13 protein-coding genes are annotated in these 19,539 nt (G+C 46.4%); 2 read left to right on the top strand and 11 right to left on the bottom strand.

Going from position 1 to position 19,539, the window contains the following annotated elements; all coding sequences use genetic code 11:
- Nucleotide 1: 1 nt before the first annotated feature.
- The 6 genes from accD to fabB all read right to left on the bottom strand — a co-directional run bounded on the left by accD (nucleotide 2) and on the right by fabB (nucleotide 11,233).
- The gene (gene accD, locus AC6R05_RS03890; protein WP_032551903.1) at nucleotides 2–928 is read right to left on the bottom strand and encodes an acetyl-CoA carboxylase, carboxyltransferase subunit beta; all 927 of its coding nucleotides are present in this window, start codon (nucleotides 926–928) and stop codon (nucleotides 2–4) included.
- 175 nt (nucleotides 929–1,103) lie between these two features.
- Entirely contained in the window at nucleotides 1,104–1,898 is a 795-nt protein-coding gene (gene truA, locus AC6R05_RS03885; RefSeq protein ID WP_434761898.1) for a tRNA pseudouridine(38-40) synthase TruA, read from the bottom strand.
- Nucleotides 1,899–2,026: 128 nt separating this feature from the next.
- Nucleotides 2,027–7,318 carry a FimV/HubP family polar landmark protein gene (locus AC6R05_RS03880; protein WP_500646623.1) on the bottom strand — a complete coding sequence of 1,764 codons (5,292 nt, stop codon included), beginning with the start codon at nucleotides 7,316–7,318 and terminating at the stop codon, nucleotides 2,027–2,029.
- A 209-nt stretch (nucleotides 7,319–7,527) separates the two neighbouring features.
- Nucleotides 7,528–8,541 carry an aspartate-semialdehyde dehydrogenase gene (locus AC6R05_RS03875; protein ID WP_032551900.1) on the bottom strand — a complete coding sequence of 338 codons (1,014 nt, stop codon included), beginning with the start codon at nucleotides 8,539–8,541 and terminating at the stop codon, nucleotides 7,528–7,530.
- A 12-nt stretch (nucleotides 8,542–8,553) separates the two neighbouring features.
- Nucleotides 8,554–9,687, bottom strand: coding sequence for a 4-phosphoerythronate dehydrogenase (locus tag AC6R05_RS03870; protein ID WP_285468336.1), 1,134 nt, complete (start codon nucleotides 9,685–9,687; stop codon nucleotides 8,554–8,556).
- 334 nt (nucleotides 9,688–10,021) lie between these two features.
- Entirely contained in the window at nucleotides 10,022–11,233 is a 1,212-nt protein-coding gene (gene fabB / locus AC6R05_RS03865; RefSeq protein WP_032551898.1) for a beta-ketoacyl-ACP synthase I, read from the bottom strand.
- A gap of 56 nt (nucleotides 11,234–11,289) precedes the next feature.
- Here fabB and mnmC point away from each other — a divergent pair, with 56 nt between their 5' ends.
- Entirely contained in the window at nucleotides 11,290–13,440 is a 2,151-nt protein-coding gene (gene mnmC, locus AC6R05_RS03860) for a bifunctional tRNA (5-methylaminomethyl-2-thiouridine)(34)-methyltransferase MnmC2/FAD-dependent 5-carboxymethylaminomethyl-2-thiouridine(34) oxidoreductase MnmC1 (protein WP_500646622.1), read from the top strand.
- A gap of 61 nt (nucleotides 13,441–13,501) precedes the next feature.
- Here mnmC and AC6R05_RS03855 read toward each other — a convergent pair whose 3' ends face one another.
- The 3 genes from AC6R05_RS03855 to AC6R05_RS03845 form a co-directional block, all read right to left on the bottom strand.
- Nucleotides 13,502–14,023, bottom strand: coding sequence for an NADPH-dependent FMN reductase (locus tag AC6R05_RS03855; protein ID WP_285468332.1), 522 nt, complete (start codon nucleotides 14,021–14,023; stop codon nucleotides 13,502–13,504).
- 166 nt (nucleotides 14,024–14,189) lie between these two features.
- Complete coding sequence (locus AC6R05_RS03850) at nucleotides 14,190–14,453, bottom strand: YfcL family protein (protein WP_032551895.1); 264 nt, start codon at nucleotides 14,451–14,453, stop codon at nucleotides 14,190–14,192.
- A gap of 9 nt (nucleotides 14,454–14,462) precedes the next feature.
- The gene (locus AC6R05_RS03845) at nucleotides 14,463–14,993 is read right to left on the bottom strand and encodes an elongation factor P hydroxylase (protein WP_500646621.1); all 531 of its coding nucleotides are present in this window, start codon (nucleotides 14,991–14,993) and stop codon (nucleotides 14,463–14,465) included.
- A gap of 298 nt (nucleotides 14,994–15,291) precedes the next feature.
- Here AC6R05_RS03845 and AC6R05_RS03840 point away from each other — a divergent pair, with 298 nt between their 5' ends.
- The gene (locus AC6R05_RS03840; RefSeq protein WP_500646620.1) at nucleotides 15,292–15,915 is read left to right on the top strand and encodes a trimeric intracellular cation channel family protein; all 624 of its coding nucleotides are present in this window, start codon (nucleotides 15,292–15,294) and stop codon (nucleotides 15,913–15,915) included.
- 101 nt (nucleotides 15,916–16,016) lie between these two features.
- On the opposite strand, the gene aroC is transcribed toward AC6R05_RS03840, so the two are convergent.
- Together aroC and AC6R05_RS03830 are read right to left on the bottom strand one after the other, a co-directional pair.
- Nucleotides 16,017–17,102, bottom strand: a complete 1,086-nt coding sequence (gene aroC, locus AC6R05_RS03835; RefSeq protein ID WP_032551893.1) for a chorismate synthase — start codon at nucleotides 17,100–17,102, stop codon at nucleotides 16,017–16,019.
- Nucleotides 17,103–17,344: 242 nt separating this feature from the next.
- Nucleotides 17,345–19,522, bottom strand: a complete 2,178-nt coding sequence (locus tag AC6R05_RS03830; RefSeq protein ID WP_500646619.1) for a putative Ig domain-containing protein — start codon at nucleotides 19,520–19,522, stop codon at nucleotides 17,345–17,347.
- Nucleotides 19,523–19,539: the final 17 nt, after the last annotated feature.

Below are 19,539 nucleotides of genomic sequence, written 5' to 3'. Positions count from 1 at the left end.
TTTACCCTTTTTCTGGCGCTTCTGGTACTTCATAAGTAGCTTCATTCGGTGAATCGTTCACAGAAACTACTAATGGTGAAGGCTGGTTAGTCATTTTCGCGATTAGGCTACCTACGCGCTGACGCATATCACGACGATCAACGATCATATCGATAGCACCATGCTCTAGTAGGAACTCACTGCGTTGGAAACCTTCAGGTAGGTCTTCACGTACAGTCTGCTCGATAACACGACGACCAGCAAAACCGATAAGTGCTTTCGGCTCACCGATGTTCACGTCACCTAGCATCGCTAGACTTGCTGAAACACCACCCATTGTTGGGTCTGTCATTACAGAGATAAATGGAAGACCTTTCGCAGAAAGACGCTCTAGAGCTGCACTGGTTTTTGCCATCTGCATAAGAGACATCAGTGCTTCTTGCATACGAGCACCGCCACTAGCAGAGAAACATACTAGACCACAGTTGTTCTCGATAGCTGCGTCAACCGCACGAACGAAACGAGCACCCACAACCGAACCCATTGATCCGCCCATGAATGAGAATTCAAATGCACAAGCAACGATAGGTAGACCTAAAAGCTCACCTTTCATTGCAACAAGTGCGTCTGTTTCACCACTGCCCTTTTGAGCAGAAGAGATACGCTCTTTATAGCGCTTTGAATCTTTGAATTTTAGCTTATCTTGTGGCTCTAACTCAGAACCTAGCTCGACGCGCTCACCTTCATCTAAGAAAGTTTCTAAACGACGACGCGCTTTCATACGCATGTGATGGTCACATTTTGGACATACTTCTAGGTTACGCTCTAGTTCAGCATGGTAAAGAACCTGCTCACAAGAAGTACATTTAGTCCAAACACCCTCAGGGATAGACGCTTTACGAGAAGTTACGATGTTGCTTTTTTCTAAAATCTTTTCAAGCCAACTCATGGAAGACCTTTTCTTTCGATTCTTCCGCCTAATTGCGAAAGAAATAAATTTGGGAATTATGCGAGGAGATTAAAGCACATAAAACAGCAAGTGTAGATAAAAAACTGGTTGTACCTATTTTCATGAGCTATTTTACGCACGATTTCGCAATATTTTTTGAACCTAAGTCCCACATTTAGTTCAAATTATCAGGTAAAAACAGCGGGCCGATTGGCTCTCTTGGAAGCTCAAAGTGTGCGGGATAATCCACATCAATCAAATAGAGACCTTCAGCCTTAGCAGTAGCACCAGCTAGCTTTCTATCTTTGGCTTCAAGCAACCACTTAATCCATTCCGGCTTTTGCTCACCTTTACCGACAGCAATCAAGCTGCCCGTGATATTACGCACCATGTGATGCACAAATGCATTGGCTTTAATATCGATGACAATATAGTGTCCATGGCGAGTAACGTTCAGGTGCATAAGATTGCGCCAAGGGCTATGGGACTGACAATGCGTTGCACGGAATGAAGTGAAATCATTTTCACCCAGTAAGTACTGCCCTGCTTCGTGCATTTTCTTTTCATCAAGCTCACCGTGGTAGTGGCTCACGCCTGAATTCAAGATTCCCGGGCGAAGTGCATGATTGAATATCACGTAGCGGTAGCGACGCGCTGTTGCAGAGAAACGAGCGTGAAAATCTTCAGGAACCTCTTTTGCCCAACGAACCGCAATATCTTTGGGCATGTTTGCATTAGCACCCATTGTCCATGCCACCATTTTACGGTTTACATTGGTTTCAAAGTGAACGACCTGCCCTGTACCATGTACGCCGGCGTCTGTTCGACCTGCACATTGCACTTCAACTGGGTGGTTTGCGACAACCGAAAGCGCCTTTTCCAAAGATTCTTGGACACTCTTTACGTCACGTTGGCGTTGCCAACCAAAATAGTGGGTACCGTCATATTCAATACCTAAAGCAATTTTCATGTTTTTGTTCTCTTTGAAAATGGGGCTCGAAGTATATACGCAAAAGGAGCGTATCCCAAATCGCTTGACGGAAAACTACCGATAAAAAAAGAGAGCCGTGTATCTGGCTCTCTTCTCATTTTCTTGGCTTAGCGTCCGTTCAACGTATCAATCAAGTTTTTAGCTTCTCGACGAATTTCATCAGAACCATCAACAATGGCCTCTTCTAACAACTTAATCGCACCTTGCGGATCGCTCATCTCAATGTAGATCTTAGCGAGGTCTAGCTTACCTGCAGCTTCAGCATTGCTATCGACATCATAATTACCGATATCGCCAATTACATCTGGGAACTCGTTCAGGCCAACATCTAGCTTGAGTTCTTCCTCATCAGGGTTCACCATCTCGCCGTCTTCTTGCTCAACCTGAGCCATCAGTTCATCAATAGTCATGAACTGTTGCTCTTTTTCAGCCGTTGCTTCGAGCAGTTGGTCTTGCGCACCCCAGTTCTCTTCTTTGATTTGAGGCTCTGGTTGATGCTTAGCCGATTCCCAAATCTCTTGCTGGTCATCAGGCATTTCATGAGATAGGCTCGATTGCTGTTCAGGCTCTAAGCTGAAACCTTTCCAATCTTCGCCACCCACTTCCAACATTGCATCAATATCAAGACCTGCACTGTCGATAGCGGTGTTGTCCATTGGCTGGTCGAACATAGAGTCAACCGAATCTTGTACATCCTCAGACAGCAACTCAGCTAATGCTGATTCGTCGAACTCGTCAAAACCCTCTAATGGTTCATCTTGAGTAACTGGCGATGATGGTTGTTCTGCTTCAGGCTGATGCGGCGTAATCTCATCATTTGCAAAGCTATTCGCTCCAGAGAAAAGGTCATGCAGTGCATCTTGCTCTTCCGCTTGCGCGCCGTATGTATTAAGTGGCTCACCAATTTCAGAGAACGCATCGCTAAGCGCTTCATCTTCTCCATACTCAGGTAGCTTACTTTCATCAAGCTCCGCACCCAGCTCAAGAGGAACTGGCTCAGATTGCTGCAGTTCAATGTCATCCAACACCGCATCTGCTTTTGCACTCTCTTCGTCGTATTCTGGTAGCTCACTCTCTTCAAGCTCTAGCGCGCCATCATCAATGGTAAGGTCCTGCTCGAGTTGAGCATCATCTTCACCACTTAGAATCTCAGCTAAAGCGTCTTCTTCTTCAAAGTCTGGTAGCTCTAAATCGTCGAACGAGAATTCGTCTTCAGCTGCTCGTTCTTGTGCTGGAACTTCTGAAGTCAAACCTTCTTGAGCCGACTCTTCCTGAGCTAAAGGCTCTTGAACTGAAGACTCTTGATCGACTGTCTCTTGAACAGGCGCTTCTGATTCTAGTTGCGGCTCAGCTTGAACAGCATTTAGTGCATCATCTTCGTCAAACTCTGGCAGTTCGAGATCATCAAACGAGAACTCCTCCTCAGCAGCTTGCTCTGGAGCTGAAGTTTCTGCCTCTAATTGCGGCTCATCTTGAACAGCATCTAATGCATCGTCTTCGTCAAACTCTGGCAGCTCTAGATCGTCGAACGAGAACTCTTCTTCAGCAGCTTGCTCTGGGGCTGGCGTTTCTGTTTCTGGCGTTTCCGTCTCTAGCTGCGGCTCATCTTGAACAGCATCTAATGCATCGTCTTCGTCAAACTCAGGCAGCTCTAGATCGTCGAACGAAAACTCTTCCTCAGCAGCTTGCTCTGGAGCTTGCGCTTCTGTTTCTGGCGTTTCCGTCTCTAGCTGCGGCTCATCTTGAACAGCATCTACTGCATCGTCTTCACCAAACTCTGGCAGCTCTAGATCGTCGAACGAGAACTCTTCCTCAGCAGCTTGCTCTGGAGCTGGCGTTTCTGTTTCTAGCTGCGGCTCGTCTTGAAAAGCATCAAGCGCATCGTCTTCACCAAACTCAGGCAGCTCTAGATCGTCGAACGAGAACTCTTCCTTAGTTGCTTGCTCTGGAGCTTGCACTTCTTGAGTTACAGGCTCTTGAATTGGCGCTTCTGTTTGGAGTTCAGGCTCTTCTTGAGCTGGTGTTTCAGAAGCTGGCGTTTCATCAGCCTGCGGCTCTGCCATTAAAGGCTCGGAACTCGCATCATCTTCGAACAACCAGTCGTCGTCTTCTGGAACGCCAAACTCGTTTGGAATGATCTCTGGCATATTCGCAGCACGAACTGGCTCTGGCTCTGGCTCTGGCTCTGGCTCTGGCTCTGGCTCTGGCTCTGGCTCTGGCTCTGGCTCTGGCTCTGGCAAGGAGTCTTCCATATCCAGCTGAGGCTCGCTAGCTTCAATTTTCGGCGCGAAGTCAAAATCCGACTCCAACTCTTGCGGCGACTCAACATCGTCGATTGCAGCAGAAAGCCAATCATCCTCAAGCTCTGTCGAATCTTCTACCGATTGCTCTTCTGTGAACTGCTGTGATGTCTCTTGTTCTAAATCTGCGGCTAATACATCTTCCAGATCATTTAGTGTCGGCTGAACTTCCGGCTCTGGTTGAGACAGTAGTTCTTCTACGCTTTCTTCCAAATCCGCAGATGGCGTTGGTTCATCAAATGCTTCTAGCTCAGGATCGAACTCTTCTAACTCGGGCTCTACTGCTGATGCAATATCCTGCTCTACGCTCTCAACTTGTGGGGAAGCAAGCATATCCTCGTCGATAGCAGCTTCTTGATCAGTAGCTTGAGTCTCTGATGTCGCTTCTAGCGTCGAATCATCAGTCGCAATAGAATCTTCTTGTTGAGTATGTTCATCAAACAGAGCATCTGCTTGAGGCGCGATGTCGAACATGTCATCAATAAAGTCGTTACGGTTGAAGTCTTTGCTTTCTTGCTCAACCGGAGCTGTCGGCTCATCTGTTACTTCAATATCATCAACAGGGCTTTCCGCTTCTAGCGCTTCAGATTCTAACTCTGCGGCAACTTCTGGTTCAGAATCTTCTTCCGGTTCAAGAGCTTCTGCCGTTTCAAATGGATCAAGTTCGTCTAAGCTCGCTTCTGGAGTTTCAGGCGCCTCTTCAAGTGCTGAAGAGAGTGATTGCTCAAAGCTTGGTTCTTCAGGCTGGGTGTCTTGTTCAGGCTCTAGATCATCAATGCCACTAGTTAGCAGATCATCGAACGGGTCGAGAGATTCTGACTCTTCTTGCGTCTCAGGTTCTGGCAGTGATGAGTCAGATAAGTCGTTACCCAGAAGCTCATCGAGTGTCTCATCATCGTCAAGTGACAACGGCGTATCATCGTCATCTAAGAAGTCATCGAGCAGATCTGTACTGCTTTCATCTAACTTAAAATCATCTTCATTTTCTTCAGATAAACCCGACAACTCTTCAAGTTCAGCAAGCGGGTCTAGGTCTAGATGTTCCTGTTCGCCAGTCTCATCGTCATCTCCTAGCATGTCATCAAGAAGATCGGTTGAATTGCTAAGGTCTACATCGTCACCATCAAGCAGTTCATCGAGTAAGTCAGTACTTTCGTTAGAAGCCAGCTCTGGGTCGTTGGAAAGTAGATCGTCTCCAATCAATCCTTCCTCTTCAGGCGCAGGCTGATCAAATTGAGAAAGGATATTCTCAATGTCATCATCAGAAGCGAGCTCACTTGAGAACTGAGACGTCAGGTCTTCTTGCTCATCAAGGTTAAACTCGTTTTCAGTATCCGCTGGCGACTGCTCCGCAACTTGAGCGAAAATATCGTCAATATCATCGTTACTTGCAGGCTCAGCTGGCGATTGTTGCTCTGAGATAAGAGCATCAATATCGAATTCGTCACCTAAGTCAGGCGTATCAGTAGAAGCCGACGACTCATCCGCAGACGGCTGCTGTTCTGAAATAAGCGCATCGATGTCAAAGTCATCACTCACACCCGGCGTCGTAGAGCTGTCGTCTTCCGACATCAAGGTATCGAGGTCGAAGCTATCGTCATCATCATCGCTAGATGCAAACAGGTCGTCCAACATCGACTGATCCAACTCATTAGAGCCAAGATCTTCAGTTTGGGCATCTTGAGACAATAGAGCTTCAATATCGTCGGCAGACATTGGGTTATCATCTGAAAGGTCAAAGTCACCTTCATCAGAATCAAGTGCACTCTCTACTGTTTCGTCAAGGGCACGCTCCATCTCTTCAAGACCAAGCGCTTTTTCTTCACCGTTAACACTAATGCCGTTATTGCTATCAAGGTCATTGCTGTCTAAATCGATATCCTCGAAGCTACCATCTAGATCGCCGTCATCACCAATACCAGCAAATGGGTCGTCATCTTCGCCGTCAAGGTTGAAGTCAAGATCAGCATCGTCCAATCCAGCAAAGACATCTTCCTGCTCACTGCTGCCTTCATCATCAAACAGCTTCTCAGTGTCTTCATCAGCACCGAACAACTCATCGTCCAAAGAAAGCTCTGTATCAAGGTCCGCCATCTCTTCGTCGAGTGGCATTGGAACAACGTTGTTTTGCTCCGGTAAGTTATTAGTTTCTTGCGCTGCTTGTTGAGGCTCGTCTTGTTTAGACTTTCTGCCCAGCAGTAGAACAATGATTAGACCAATTAGAAGACCCGGAATAATAGCCAACGCAGCAACAAGCCAACCGTTAGACAGCAGTTGGTCCATGGTGCTAGGTGCCATTTTTTCCATTTCAGCGTTCTTCTGACGCTCTTCTTCAAGCAGTTTTTCTACTTCATTGCGAATACGGTCTTCATCGCTCAGCTCAGTTTTGAGTACTTCTACTTCAGACTGAACATTGGACAGCATCAGACGCAGCTGATGGTTTTTCTCTTCAAGAGACAACAGCTCAGACTCTGACATCTCCAGCTGCTTCTCAAGCTGGTTCACTTCATTTTCTTGAGGCGACATCATCGGCTTTGATGGCGCTGCAGGTTTGGTCTCAGCCGCTACCTTAGGTTCAACCGTTTCTGGTTTTACGACTGGAGCAGGTTTTGGTGTCGCAGGTTTTACTACTTCTGGTTTAGTAGGAGCGACTGGCTGGCTAGATGGCGCGTTCAGCTTAGCTTGGTGCGAGTCCATAATTCGGATCGCTTGCTGCGTTGAGCTTGCGCGAGCCTGCTCTAAAGATGGCACACGCAGGTAACTCGATGGCTCTAAACTGTGGATGTTTTGATTTTCAAAAGCCTGAGGGTTTAATCGGTAGATCGCCAAAAGCGTTTGTTGCACTGAAACTGAGTTATCAGGGCGCAGTCGAGACGCAATAGACCACAAGGTTTCGTTGCCATTGGTTGGTCCATAAAATCGAGAAGGCTCACTCGCTTGATTGAGTGATTGAGCGCGAACTGGCTCTGAGAATGTTGGCGAGGATTTTATCTGTCCATCGGGGCCAACCACTCGAATAGTATCTGCACGAACTACGGAAATCTGAGTCGCAATAACAAACGCTAAAGGCATCCACCACTGCTTGAAAATTTGAAACATAAAAGGCTCAGTTAGGTGCTTAAATTCGGAAAAATAACGATCTACTAAATATATCGGATAACAGGAGCAAAACTATAGGGATGAAAACAAAAAATGTGTTGCGACGACAATATTCGCAGCAATTTCACACAATTTGTGAAGATGTATTTTTGATTGATTAAAAAAGCCCCACTAATGAGTGAGGCTTCAATAAACAGTGAGGGTGTCGATTAGAAGTAATCGCGAATCAATACTTCACCGATTTGCACTGCGTTAGTCGCTGCGCCTTTACGAACGTTGTCAGCAACTACCCACATATTAACGCCACTGTGGTGACTGATATCACCGCGGATACGACCAACCATTACATGATCTTTACCGCCTGCATCACGAACCTGAGTTGGGAACTCTGCACCGTGGAACACTTCAACACCTTCTGTGTTCTCTAGCAATTGAACTACATGCTCAGCACCGATTGGAGAGCGTGTTTCAATGTGCAGAGATTCAGCGTGACCGTAGAATACTGGCACGCGAACACATGTAGGGTTTACTGTGATTGAAGAGTCAGCGAAGATTTTTTGAGTTTCCCAAACCATCTTCATCTCTTCACGGGTATAGCCATTTTCAGTGAACTCATCAATCTGAGGGATACAGTTAAATGCGATCTGTTGAGGGAACGCTGAGTTCTCTGCTGGCATACCGTTCAGCAGCTTCGCTGTTTGGCCTGCTAACTCATCAATACCCGGCTTACCTGCACCAGAAACCGATTGGTACGTAGAAACGTTAATACGCTCTAGACCCACTTCATCGTGAATCGGTTTTAGTGCGACAACCATTTGGATAGTTGAGCAGTTCGGGTTTGCAATGATGTTACGGTTACGGAACTCTGCGATTGCTTCTGGGTTCACTTCAGGAACAACCAGAGGAACATCGTACTCGTAACGGAACTTAGAGGTGTTGTCGATAACAACGACGCCTTCGTCTGCTGCAATCGGAGCCCACTTCTCAGATAGATCACCACCAGCAGAGAAAAATGCGATGTGTACTTGAGACCAATCAAAGTCTTCGACATTCTGCACTTTTACCGTTTTACCATTGAAACGGTAGGTTTTGCCTTCACTACGTTCACTTGCTAGTAAGTGCAGTTCACCGACAGGGAATTTACGCTCTTCTAGTACTTCGATAATGGTTTCGCCAACCGCACCCGTCGCACCTAAAACAGCAATATTAAATTCTTGGCTCATTGTTTCTCTCTTTTATAAAGTTGGCTTTACCATAAAACCGAGTTTCGCTAACGGTGCTAAGTTACAAGTCTCATCACCCGTTAGTTCGACTGCACTGTATTCTCTGCGGTCCCAATATTCTTTACGCATGCGGTCAAAAGAACCTGGCGTAGCGATATTGCGACGGAATAAGGCGTCGTCTTTGCGCACATCATAGATCAACTGAGTCAAATTGTGCAGTGTTGCTTCGTCCCATGCTCTATCTAATTTCATTTGCGGCACTGGTGCCGTCGGCAATAAGTCACTTGCATATGCACGTTGCTCTTTACCTAAGAACTCACAATAGCTGTTGAAAATCATGGTTGTACCGCGCGCTTTGCCCTCTAAACCATAACCAGCAACATGCGGTGTTGCGAAGGCAAGCAGTGGCAATAGCTCCATGTCCACTTCTGGTTCGAATTCAAATACATCCAATACCGCTGTGAAACCATCCGCTTTTTGTAGGCGAGCCTTCAGCGCTTGGTTGTCCACCACAGGACCGCGAGCTGCGTTAATCAAGATTTGATCAGCACGGAAGTTGTTCAGTACCGTTTCGTTGATCAAGTGATGCGTTGGGTAGTCACCCGTTTTGGTAATTGGCGTGTGCGTGGTGATAATGTCCGCTTGCTCAAGCAAAGTCTCAAGCTCAGTGAAATCACGCGCGTCGCCCTCTTGCTGTTTTAGAGGATCATTCAAAAGCACTTTAATGCCGATACCTTCTAAGCAACGAGCTAAGTAGCTGCCCACCTGACCACAACCGATAATGCCGACCGTTTTGTCGAATACTGAAAAGCCTTGCTGCTGAGCCAGTACCATCATTGAGCTGAACACATATTCAGCCACACCGACTTTGTTACAACCTGGAGCGGCTGTGAAGAAAATCCCACGCTCTTTCATCAAGTCTTGATCAACATGATCCATACCTGCGGTTGCTGTACCGACGAACTTCAATTTATTCGCTTTGCTAATCAGCGACTCATTCACTTTAGTCACAGAGCGAATCATTAGAGCATCAACATCTACAAGGTCGTCTGCAGTTAGGGTACGGCCTGATTTTAAAATCACTTCGCCCAGTTGACTGAATAGAGCTTCAGCATAAGGCATATTTTCATCGATTAAGATTTTCATTACGCGGGTACTTTAGTTACGGTCCATCGACCTAAAATGAGGATTGAAATGATTGTGCAAAATTAGACAGCGGCTGTCGAGGGCAAATAGACAAACGACCTTAGCTTGTGGCGCTTAGGACGCTATAAAAAGAAAAATGCCCGATTGAATAAACAATCGGGCAAATACCCAGAACAAAAGGATCCTGTCTCGCTCTCCAGGAGACAGAGTCTGCGTCTGTTCGATCAGTGACTAACCAAAGCCAGTACTGATCAAGCTCTGGAAACCTATAAATCTAATAATCTATACGCCTGTCGTCAGACTTATTCTGTTTATTGGTGATGAAAGTAAAGACTTAGTCTTGGTACTTTTTGATCACTAGCGTTGCGTTAGTGCCGCCGAAGCCGAAGCTGTTCGACATTACTGTTGTTAGCTCTTGCTCGCGAGCTTCAGTTACGATGTCTAGACCCGCTGCTGCTTCGTCTAGGTTTGCAACGTTGATGCTTGGCGCAATGAAACCATTGTCTAGCATTAGCGTTGAGTAAATCGCTTCGTGTACACCAGCAGCACCTAGAGCGTGACCTGTCATCGCTTTAGTTGCAGAGATAGCTGGGCTGTTGCCACCGAAGACTTCTTGGATAGCGCCAAGTTCTTTAACGTCACCAACTGGCGTTGAAGTACCGTGAGTGTTCACGTAATCAACACCTTCAACGTTTTGCATTGCCATCTTCATACAGCGAACTGCGCCTTCACCAGACGGAGCTACCATGTCGTAACCGTCAGATGTTGCACCGTAGCCTACGATCTCACCGTAGATTTTCGCGCCACGTGCTTTCGCGTGCTCAAGCTCTTCGATAACTAGCATGCCGCCACCACCAGAGATTACGAAACCGTCACGGTCTGCATCGTAAGTACGAGATGCTTGCTCTGGAGTGTCGTTGTACTTCGTAGATAGTGCGCCCATCGCGTCGAACATCATAGTCAAAGACCAATCTAGCTCTTCACCGCCACCAGCGAATACTACGTCTTGTTTACCCAGTTGGATAAGTTCCATTGCGTGACCAATACAGTGTGCAGATGTCGCACACGCAGAGCTCATTGAGTAGTTCACACCACGGATTTTGAAAGGAGTCGCTAGACAAGCAGAAACCGTTGACGCCATTGTACGTGGAACCATGTATGGACCAACACGCTTAACGCCTTTTTCACGCAGGATATCAACCGCGTTAACTTGGTTTAGAGATGAAGCACCACCAGAACCCGCAACAATACCTGTGCGATCGTTTGATACTTGCTCTTCTGTTAGACCAGAGTCAGCGATTGCTTGCTCCATTGAAAGGTATGCAAATGCCGCTGCATCACCCATAAAGCGCATTTTTTTGCGATCGATATGGTCAGCTGGGTTCATTTTTAGGTTACCCCAAACTTGAGAGCGAAGGCCTTGTTCCTTGAACTGCTCTGAAGCGGTAATACCTGACTTACCCGCTTTTAATGATGCTAAAACTTCTTCGACGTTGTTACCGATACTTGAAACAATACCCATACCGGTGATTACGACTCGTTTCATGTGACATTCCTATAATTCAAAATTCAGCTAGATGATAACCAAGAAGGCCAACAAAAGTGGTCAGCTTTCCTAGAAATTCGTACAATCCCTCCCAACATATCGCTTCAAATCACAAAATGACAGATTTTATGACTTCAATTACTAATGCTGAACTGGAATGGAACGAGTCTGGTACGCCAGTTTCCGACCAATTCGACGACGTTTACTTCTCAAACGTGAACGGTTTAGAAGAGACTCGTTACGTGTTCTTAAAACAAAACCACCTTCCAGAGCGCTGGCTAGAACACGAACAGCGTCGCTTTGTAATTGCAGAAACAGGCTTCGGTACTGGCCTAAACTTCCTTGCTGTCTGGCAGTGGTTTGATAAGTTTCTAAAAGATAACCCACAAGCTGTGACCAAAGAGTTACATTTCATCAGTTTTGAGAAGTATCCACTAAATAAAGACGATCTCATCAAAGCACACAAGGCATGGCCAGAGCTTGCTGAGTACGCGACTCAGCTTCAGGAGCACTACCCGATTGCACTGCCTGAGTGTCACCGCATTGTGCTAGGCGATGGTAAAATCACACTCGATCTGTGGTTTGGTGATATCAAAGACTGCATGCCACTTGTCCCTAACCCACAGCAGGGATTAGTCGATGCTTGGTTCCTCGATGGTTTCGCACCGAGCAAAAACCCTGAAATGTGGAACCAGAACCTGTTCAATGGCATGGCTAAACTGGCTAAGCAAGATTGTAGCTGCGCGACCTTCACTGCAGCGGGCTTTGTTCGCCGCGGTCTTATTGAAGCTGGCTTTGAGATGAAAAAGGTCAAAGGCTTTGGTACCAAGCGCGAAATGATTGCGGGCCGCCTCACTGAAAAGCAAGATGACTCTAATATCAAGCCCTGGTTTGGTTTAGCGCCTCATAGTGACACCGAAGATATTGCCATAATTGGTGGTGGTGTGGCGAGCGCAGCACTAGTCAAAACGCTAACCCGCCGCAGTAAACAAGTATCGCTCTATTGTGAGCATGCACAGCCAGCAGAAAATGCATCTGGCAATAACCAAGGGGCGATCTACCCGCTGCTAAGTGAAACTCGCTCAAACGTGTCGCGTGTATTTGGTCCTGGGTTACTTTTTGCGCGCCAGTTCATTGAGCAAGCATCTCAATCTGTCGAGTTTGATCACGACTGGTGTGGCGTGAATATTTTGATGTGGGATGAGGGCTCGACCAAAAAGCTCAATCGTATGCTTGAAGGTAACTTCCATACTGATTTAATTCAACGTCTGTCTCCAGACCAAGCCAATGAAAAGATTGGTCTGCCTGTTGATAAAGAGAGCGTCTACTTCCCACTCGGCGGTTGGTTAAGCCCACGCCAACTGACTCAAGGCTTGATTTCTCAGCTTGAAGCAAGTGGCTTGCTGCAAGCTCACTACCAACATCAAGTAACCAATCTGGAGTGGCTTGATGCTGATCAGAAGTGGAAACTCACCATCGATACCCCGCATGGCGAAGTCACAAAATTGCATAGCCAAGTGGTAGTGGCTAATGGACACAAGTTTACTCAGTTTGAGCAAACCGCTCCGGTGCCATTGACCCCGGTGAAAGGCCAAGTCAGTCATATCCCAACCACTGAGAATCTGAGCAAGCTTAAAACCGTGCTCTGCTTCGACGGCTATATGACACCGCAAAATCCGAACAATGGTCACCACTGTATTGGGGCAAACTACGACAAGAGTAATATCGATCAAGAGTTTGATATTGAGGTTCAACAGCACAATGGTGAGCGCCTACATGGCTCGCTGCCAGACCAAGCTTGGACTCAAGATGTCGACACTACTGGTAACCTATCGCGACAAGGCATCCGCAGTGTTAGCCGTGACCATCTACCATTTGTTGGTAATGTCGGCGATTTCGAAGCGATTAAAGTGCAGTATCAAAACCTGCATAACTTTAACCCGCAACGTGATGAAGCTAGCAACATTCAGACAGTTGCCAGCTACCCTAACCTCTACTGCTTTATTGGCTTAGGCTCGCGCGGATTAAGCTCAGCGCCCTTACTCGCTGAAGTGTTAGCATCGCAGATCTGTGGTGACCCATTACCATTGCCTGTTGATGTATTGGAAGCGATTCACCCTAGCCGCATGTGGGTAAGAAGGCTGCGTAAAGGCAAAGCGCTCACCGCTGGTTGGGTGGCAGACAAACAAGCCGAACGTAATCAGTAAAACCAAAAAGCCCAAGCTTAGTTAAAAGCTTGGGCTTTTTTTAATTTCTAGTAAGCATGACTTACAGTTTGGCTACCGCATCTTTAATCTGGGTTGCGATCTCTTCATTGCTGATCGAACCCGTCTCAAAGTCAAAGTTATCGTAGAAGCTTGGTACAGAAACCGATGCCTTCACATTGCCACCGAAGTAAGGTGCTGAACCTGTTGCCGCACCTAGCACATTCTGTGCACCACCAGGGCCTGGAGACGTCGCTAGGTATACCGCTGGTTTCTCACCATATACTGAGCGCTCAATTCGTGTCGCCCAGTCAAACAGGTTTTTAAACGCTGCTGGGTGGTGGCCGTTGTGCTCAGCAAAAGAGATTACATAAGCGTCGGCTTCCGCTAGGTCGCGTAAAAATGCTTGAGCACCTTCCGCTTGGCCAATCTCTTTCTCTTTATCTTCACTGAACATTGGAACTTGGTAATCGTTAATGTCCAAGATTTTTACTTCGGCTCCTTCAATCAAGTTAGCCGCGTAAGTTGCTAGAGCTTTATTGATAGAAGTAGAGCTGGTGCTTGCGCCAAATGCGATAACTTTCATGATGATTTCCTTTCGTTTATCTCAGTAAGTGGTATTAGATTAGCCTAAGCACGAAATGGAACAATCACAAGATTTGTACAGACTCATTCAAATTCTTCGAACAAGTTAGAAAGGAAGAACGGCGCACCACAAGGAGGGTTAAATCAGCGCGCCATTTATGAAGAAGTTAAGCGAGGTTTTGTAGTTCAACCCATAGGTCATTAACGATAGTACGGTCTGCTGGAGTCAGTTCTGCACGAGCGTCTTCTAGGCTCTTTTCGATGCGAACTTTTACTTCAGCAATATCTTCGATGCCTTCTTCTTCACACGCTGCAACAGACAGTGAAATATGACCACGCAGATAGCCACCCGCAAACAGCTCATCATCAGAGGCATTCTCAATACGAGCATCAATTACTTCAAGTAGCTTTTCTTCAAATTCGATAATCATAGTCTTCTCTTATTTCACAATAAATTGGTTCGCCGTCAATGGAGCAATGTCATAGAAGTCTCGCAATGCCTCTGACAGCATTTTTACGCGAGGTGGCAAACCCACTTCTAAAATACCCATGACTTCGTTGTACACCTTTTGCATAAAGGCCAAACGATCTGGCTCAAAATCGCCGTGTAGATTGTCACAGCTGACGTTAAAAGGAAAGCCTGCACTCAATGCTAAGATCCATTCGTATGCTTGAGGTCGAATTTCTACCTTCTCAAACTCCGCTTGCACAGCCTCAGTGCGACCATCCGGCTCATACCAATAACCAAAGTCTTCCAATAAACGGCGCTCTGGGCCAGCCACACACCAGTGAGCAATCTCGTGTAACGCTGATGCGTAAAACCCACGAGCAAAGATGATGCGATGGTGAGCAACTTGCTCATCCGCTGGAAGGTAAATCGGCTCATCTTCTCCCAACTCTAACTTGGTATTAAAGCTCTCGAAAAAAGTGCGGTTGAAGATGTTAATGATATCTGGATATTGATGCGTCATAAGATAAAAAATAAATAAGAACAACGAGGGCATTTTGCGTTTTTTTGAGTGCTTGGTAAAGCCCTATTCCGCGTAATGTCATTAGGTTGGTAAGCTCATCGGGCCATGATAATCGATTGCTCATCCCAGATTAACCCACCTTAGGTTGTATGATTAGTTTTGCTAATCTGAAACGCCAATTCGCGGTACAAATATTCATTCGTAAAATGTGACTTTTCGCACTAAACTCGCGCTTCTTTTTTATATCGTACGGCTCATAAATCACGATTTTATAGACCGAAATTATAGAGTTACAGCAATGCTACTAAGTGTTTTATATATCATTGGTATCACGGCAGAAGCCATGACTGGCGCACTCAGCGCTGGCAAACAAAAAATGGATTGGTTTGGTGTAATGCTGGTTGCCAGCGCAACCGCAATTGGTGGTGGTACAGTACGAGATATCTTGCTTGGCCATTACCCACTAGGCTGGGTGGAAAACCCAGAATTTTTGGCTATTACATGCATTGCGGGCGTCATCACTACTGGCCTCGCAAAGTGGGTGATTAAGCTCAAAGGCTTATTTATTCGCTTAGACGCACTTGGTTTAATTGTATTCAGCATCATCGGTACTAAAGTAGCCATGAACATGAGTTTGCACCCAATGATCTGTATGGTGTCAGCACTAGTCACTGGTGTCTTTGGTGGCCTACTGCGTGACCTTATCTGTCGCCAAACGCCACTTGTGCTGCATGAGGAGCTTTACGCATCTATCGCACTTATCGCATCAGGCCTATACCTCGCATTACTAGAGTTTGGTATTAATGATGTAACCGCAACCATCACAACCTTGGTTGTTGGCTACCTATTGCGAATGGCAGCAGTGCGCTTTAAGTGGCGTCTACCATCATTCCACTTAGACCCAGAAAGCTCTGTTCACTGATCTGTGGACTAATCAGAGACAACGAACTTACTAGAAAACAAAAAGGGTTGCTCCAACAGGAAGCAACCCTTTTTTAATCCATTACCCTACACACTCAGTCGTTAGATTTGAGGTGTATTGGTTGTCACGCCGTGGTTTTGACCACGATGACGTAATAGGTGATCCAGAAGTACAATCGCTAGCATCGCTTCTGCAATTGGCACTGCACGAATACCAACACATGGATCGTGACGTCCTTTAGTGATCAACTGTGTAGGCTCGCCATCTTTAGTAATAGTATCGCCCGGCACGGTGATGCTTGAAGTTGGCTTAAGCGCGATGCTTGCTACGATATCTTGCCCCGTTGAAATACCACCCAAGATGCCACCAGCGTGGTTACTTGTGAAGCCTTCCGGTGTTAGTGGGTCACGGTGCTCGCTGCCCTTTTGATTAACGACATCAAAGCCATCGCCAATCTCAACACCTTTAACCGCATTAATGCTCATTAGTGCGTGTGCGATGTCAGCATCTAGACGATCAAAGATCGGCTCACCAAGACCGACTGGTACTTGCTTTGCCACAACTTGGATCTTAGCACCGATAGAGTTACCTTCTTTCAGTAGATCACGAATCATCTGATCGAACTCTGGCACTTTATCTGCGTCAGGACAGAAGAATGCATTGTTCTCGATTTCGTTCCAATCTACTTTCTCGATAGCGATATCGCCCATCTGAGATAGGTATGCCTGAATCTCGACACCGAACTCTTGCTTAAGGTATTTCTTCGCAATTGCACCCGCTGCTACACGCATTGCTGTTTCACGAGCTGAAGAGCGACCGCCACCACGGTAATCACGTACACCATATTTCTGATGATATGTGTAATCTGCGTGACCCGGACGGAACTTGTCTTTAATTTCTGAATAGTCTTTAGAGCGTTGGTCTGTGTTTTCGATTAGTAGACCAATAGATGTACCCGTAGTTTGACCTTCAAAAACACCCGACAAGATCTTCACTGCGTCAGCTTCACGACGAGCAGTGGTATAGCGAGAAGTCCCCGGACGACGACGGTCCAGATCTTTCTGCAGATCTTCTTCGGTAATTTGTAATCCTGGTGGGCACCCGTCTACGATACATCCTAGTGCGATACCGTGACTCTCTCCGAATGTAGTTACTCGAAAGTGTTGTCCGATACTGTTTCCTGCCATTGCTTCCTCTAAATTAGCAGCTAGTGAGGCGGTTTGAATAAGTAAACCTTCTTCCTAGCGGCTTTACTTGTCTATTCTTCGTGGATTCATAGTGGCTTTATTACTAAATGATGTAAACCCCCAATAGGGAACAATTGTCAGTTTATCGAAAAATAAAAAAGGAAGCCTATCGCTAGGCTCCCTTAATTCAATTATTGGATCCACCTTATTATTAAGGGTATATCTGAATCGGGAGCTTCCCATTAATCGTCGTTTGACGAGCCATCCCACACCATGTTGAAGTTCACGTCAGTGATGTACTCACTCCACTCATCACTGATCTGGCCAATGATGCTATAGTTCTCATCTAACTCAAGTGAGTGACTATCTTGTAGTCCGAATAGGAAAGAAAATACCGCATTCGGCGTACTACCTTCGTAGATGTCATCACAAAAGTATGGAGATAGACTGTAACCATTGTCAGCGGAAAGCGACTCAGATGTCACAGTGAATCGTTCAAAGATAGCGGCATCGCCATCATGAGAATTCAACAATCCGTCACAGCTAATACCATTCATCCAAACCTTGATGTAGTCGTGAGAATTACCTGGTGAAAGCGCTGCTGTGTTCATCTGCAATGAGGTAGAAATTAATTGGTATTGGTGCTCTTGTTCACCAGGCCAGTATAAATAAGCATCACGCAACTCAGGGCCATCACTGGATTTCACTTGAATACGCTTTTCTGCATCCGCTTGACTGCTAAATCCAACATAACGACTCGAGCGTCCCTCTTCTGTCCAAAGCATGGTCACCGCACCTTGCGAGATAACGTTGCTATCGTAGTCATTAGTGACATCGTAGCGCATGATCATCGTATCGCCGTCTTCCGTATATGAACCGACTATAGTGTCACCCTCGACAACATAAGTTCCCACTTTCATTGTCGCTTCAGTTGTACACGTAGTCTTATTACTTTGGTCGCGATCGTTATAGAAGATCTCCCCATCTTCAAAACGTACTGTGTCACACCATACTTGAGAGTAATTTGTGCCGTTAGAACCTCTTTCAAGGAAATACCAAGTGTTATCCTCTAACGGGTGAGAATCGCCTGGTGGTAGTGGCGCTTCTTCAATAATCGGGAAGCTCAGAGTTGCCGCAACCCATTCACTGTTTACACCATCATTCACTGAAAGAGTCAGTGTTTCTGCACCCGCTGCAGCTGAACGCGGAATCAGACCGGTAAAGCTCACGACACCCTCGTCGTCCACTAGAGCGTTGAAGCCTGTGCGTGCAACGGTTGATAGCGTCGTTTCTACTTTGTAGCTCAGAGCATCACCATCTTGATCAGTGAACAGCGCGCTTACATCAAGCGTATCCGTCAACGACTCGCCTTCTGTCAGCATCCATGTATTCATTGTCGACTGTAGGTTTGCAAGCTCGCCCTCATCAACAACTGGAGGCTGGTTATCCGTTAACACGGTAACTTCAAACGTCAGTGGGTATGAACGAGCACCATGCTCATCGGTGGCGAAAATATGATAAGTGAAACCGCCCGCGATCTCAGGTTCACCAGTGATCAGGCCGGTTAGCGAATCGATAGACAGGCCATTATTACCTTCACCTTCAACAACCATAGTGAAGGTAATATCATCGCCTTCAGCATCTTGGAATTTGTCACTCACATTGAACGGACGCCATGCTTCACCCAGCGTCAATTCAACGGGCTCAGTGGTACCGACAACTTTTGGACGAGTATTTGGGATAACGGTGACATCGCCGCCATCTGATGGAATATCAATAATAGGCGAGTAGTCGTCTAGTGTTTGACCGTCGGCATCAATGATCTCTTGCGTTGCCTCCGCCATCGCTTGAGTCAGCTTCAGCTTGGTTTCGATATCTTGGTCGGAATGATCTACCAGCACTTCACCAATCAAATTCAGTGCTTCTGCCTGCTCTGTGGTATCGGCAATGTAGTCACCAAAGATAAGAGCTTGTGACACCTCAAGACCTGCGTCACCCGTGATAGCAGCAACGACTTGTTCCTCAGCTTCAGCAACTGTCAATTCCGAGTCTTCAGCAAGAAGTTTGTTCACCATGTTAGTCATTGGGTTGATGATTGTGCCACTGCCCGCATTTGCCAGCGTGAAGTCATGTTGAACCAGACCACGGTTGCTATCTACCGTTTGACCAGCAACTGCATCAACACAGACAACGGCATTTCGATACTCTACGCTGAGATTTGCCTGACCTTTATTATCCGTTTTGCCCTGAGACAGATCACAAACACCATCTTGAGTACTATCCACCGAAACATTGGCATTCGCTAAGTAGCCATCAATTGCGGTAATTGAAAATGATGTTGGTCCACTTGAATCACTGTCTGAACCACACCCGACGAGAGCCACTGCAATTGACGCTGCCAGTAAACCTTGCTTTTTCATTGATATTCCCTTTGTAA

This window comes from Vibrio sp. R11-SG3-ISO9 (assembly GCF_059834255.1).
This window is presented reverse-complemented; position numbering and strand designations above follow the sequence as displayed.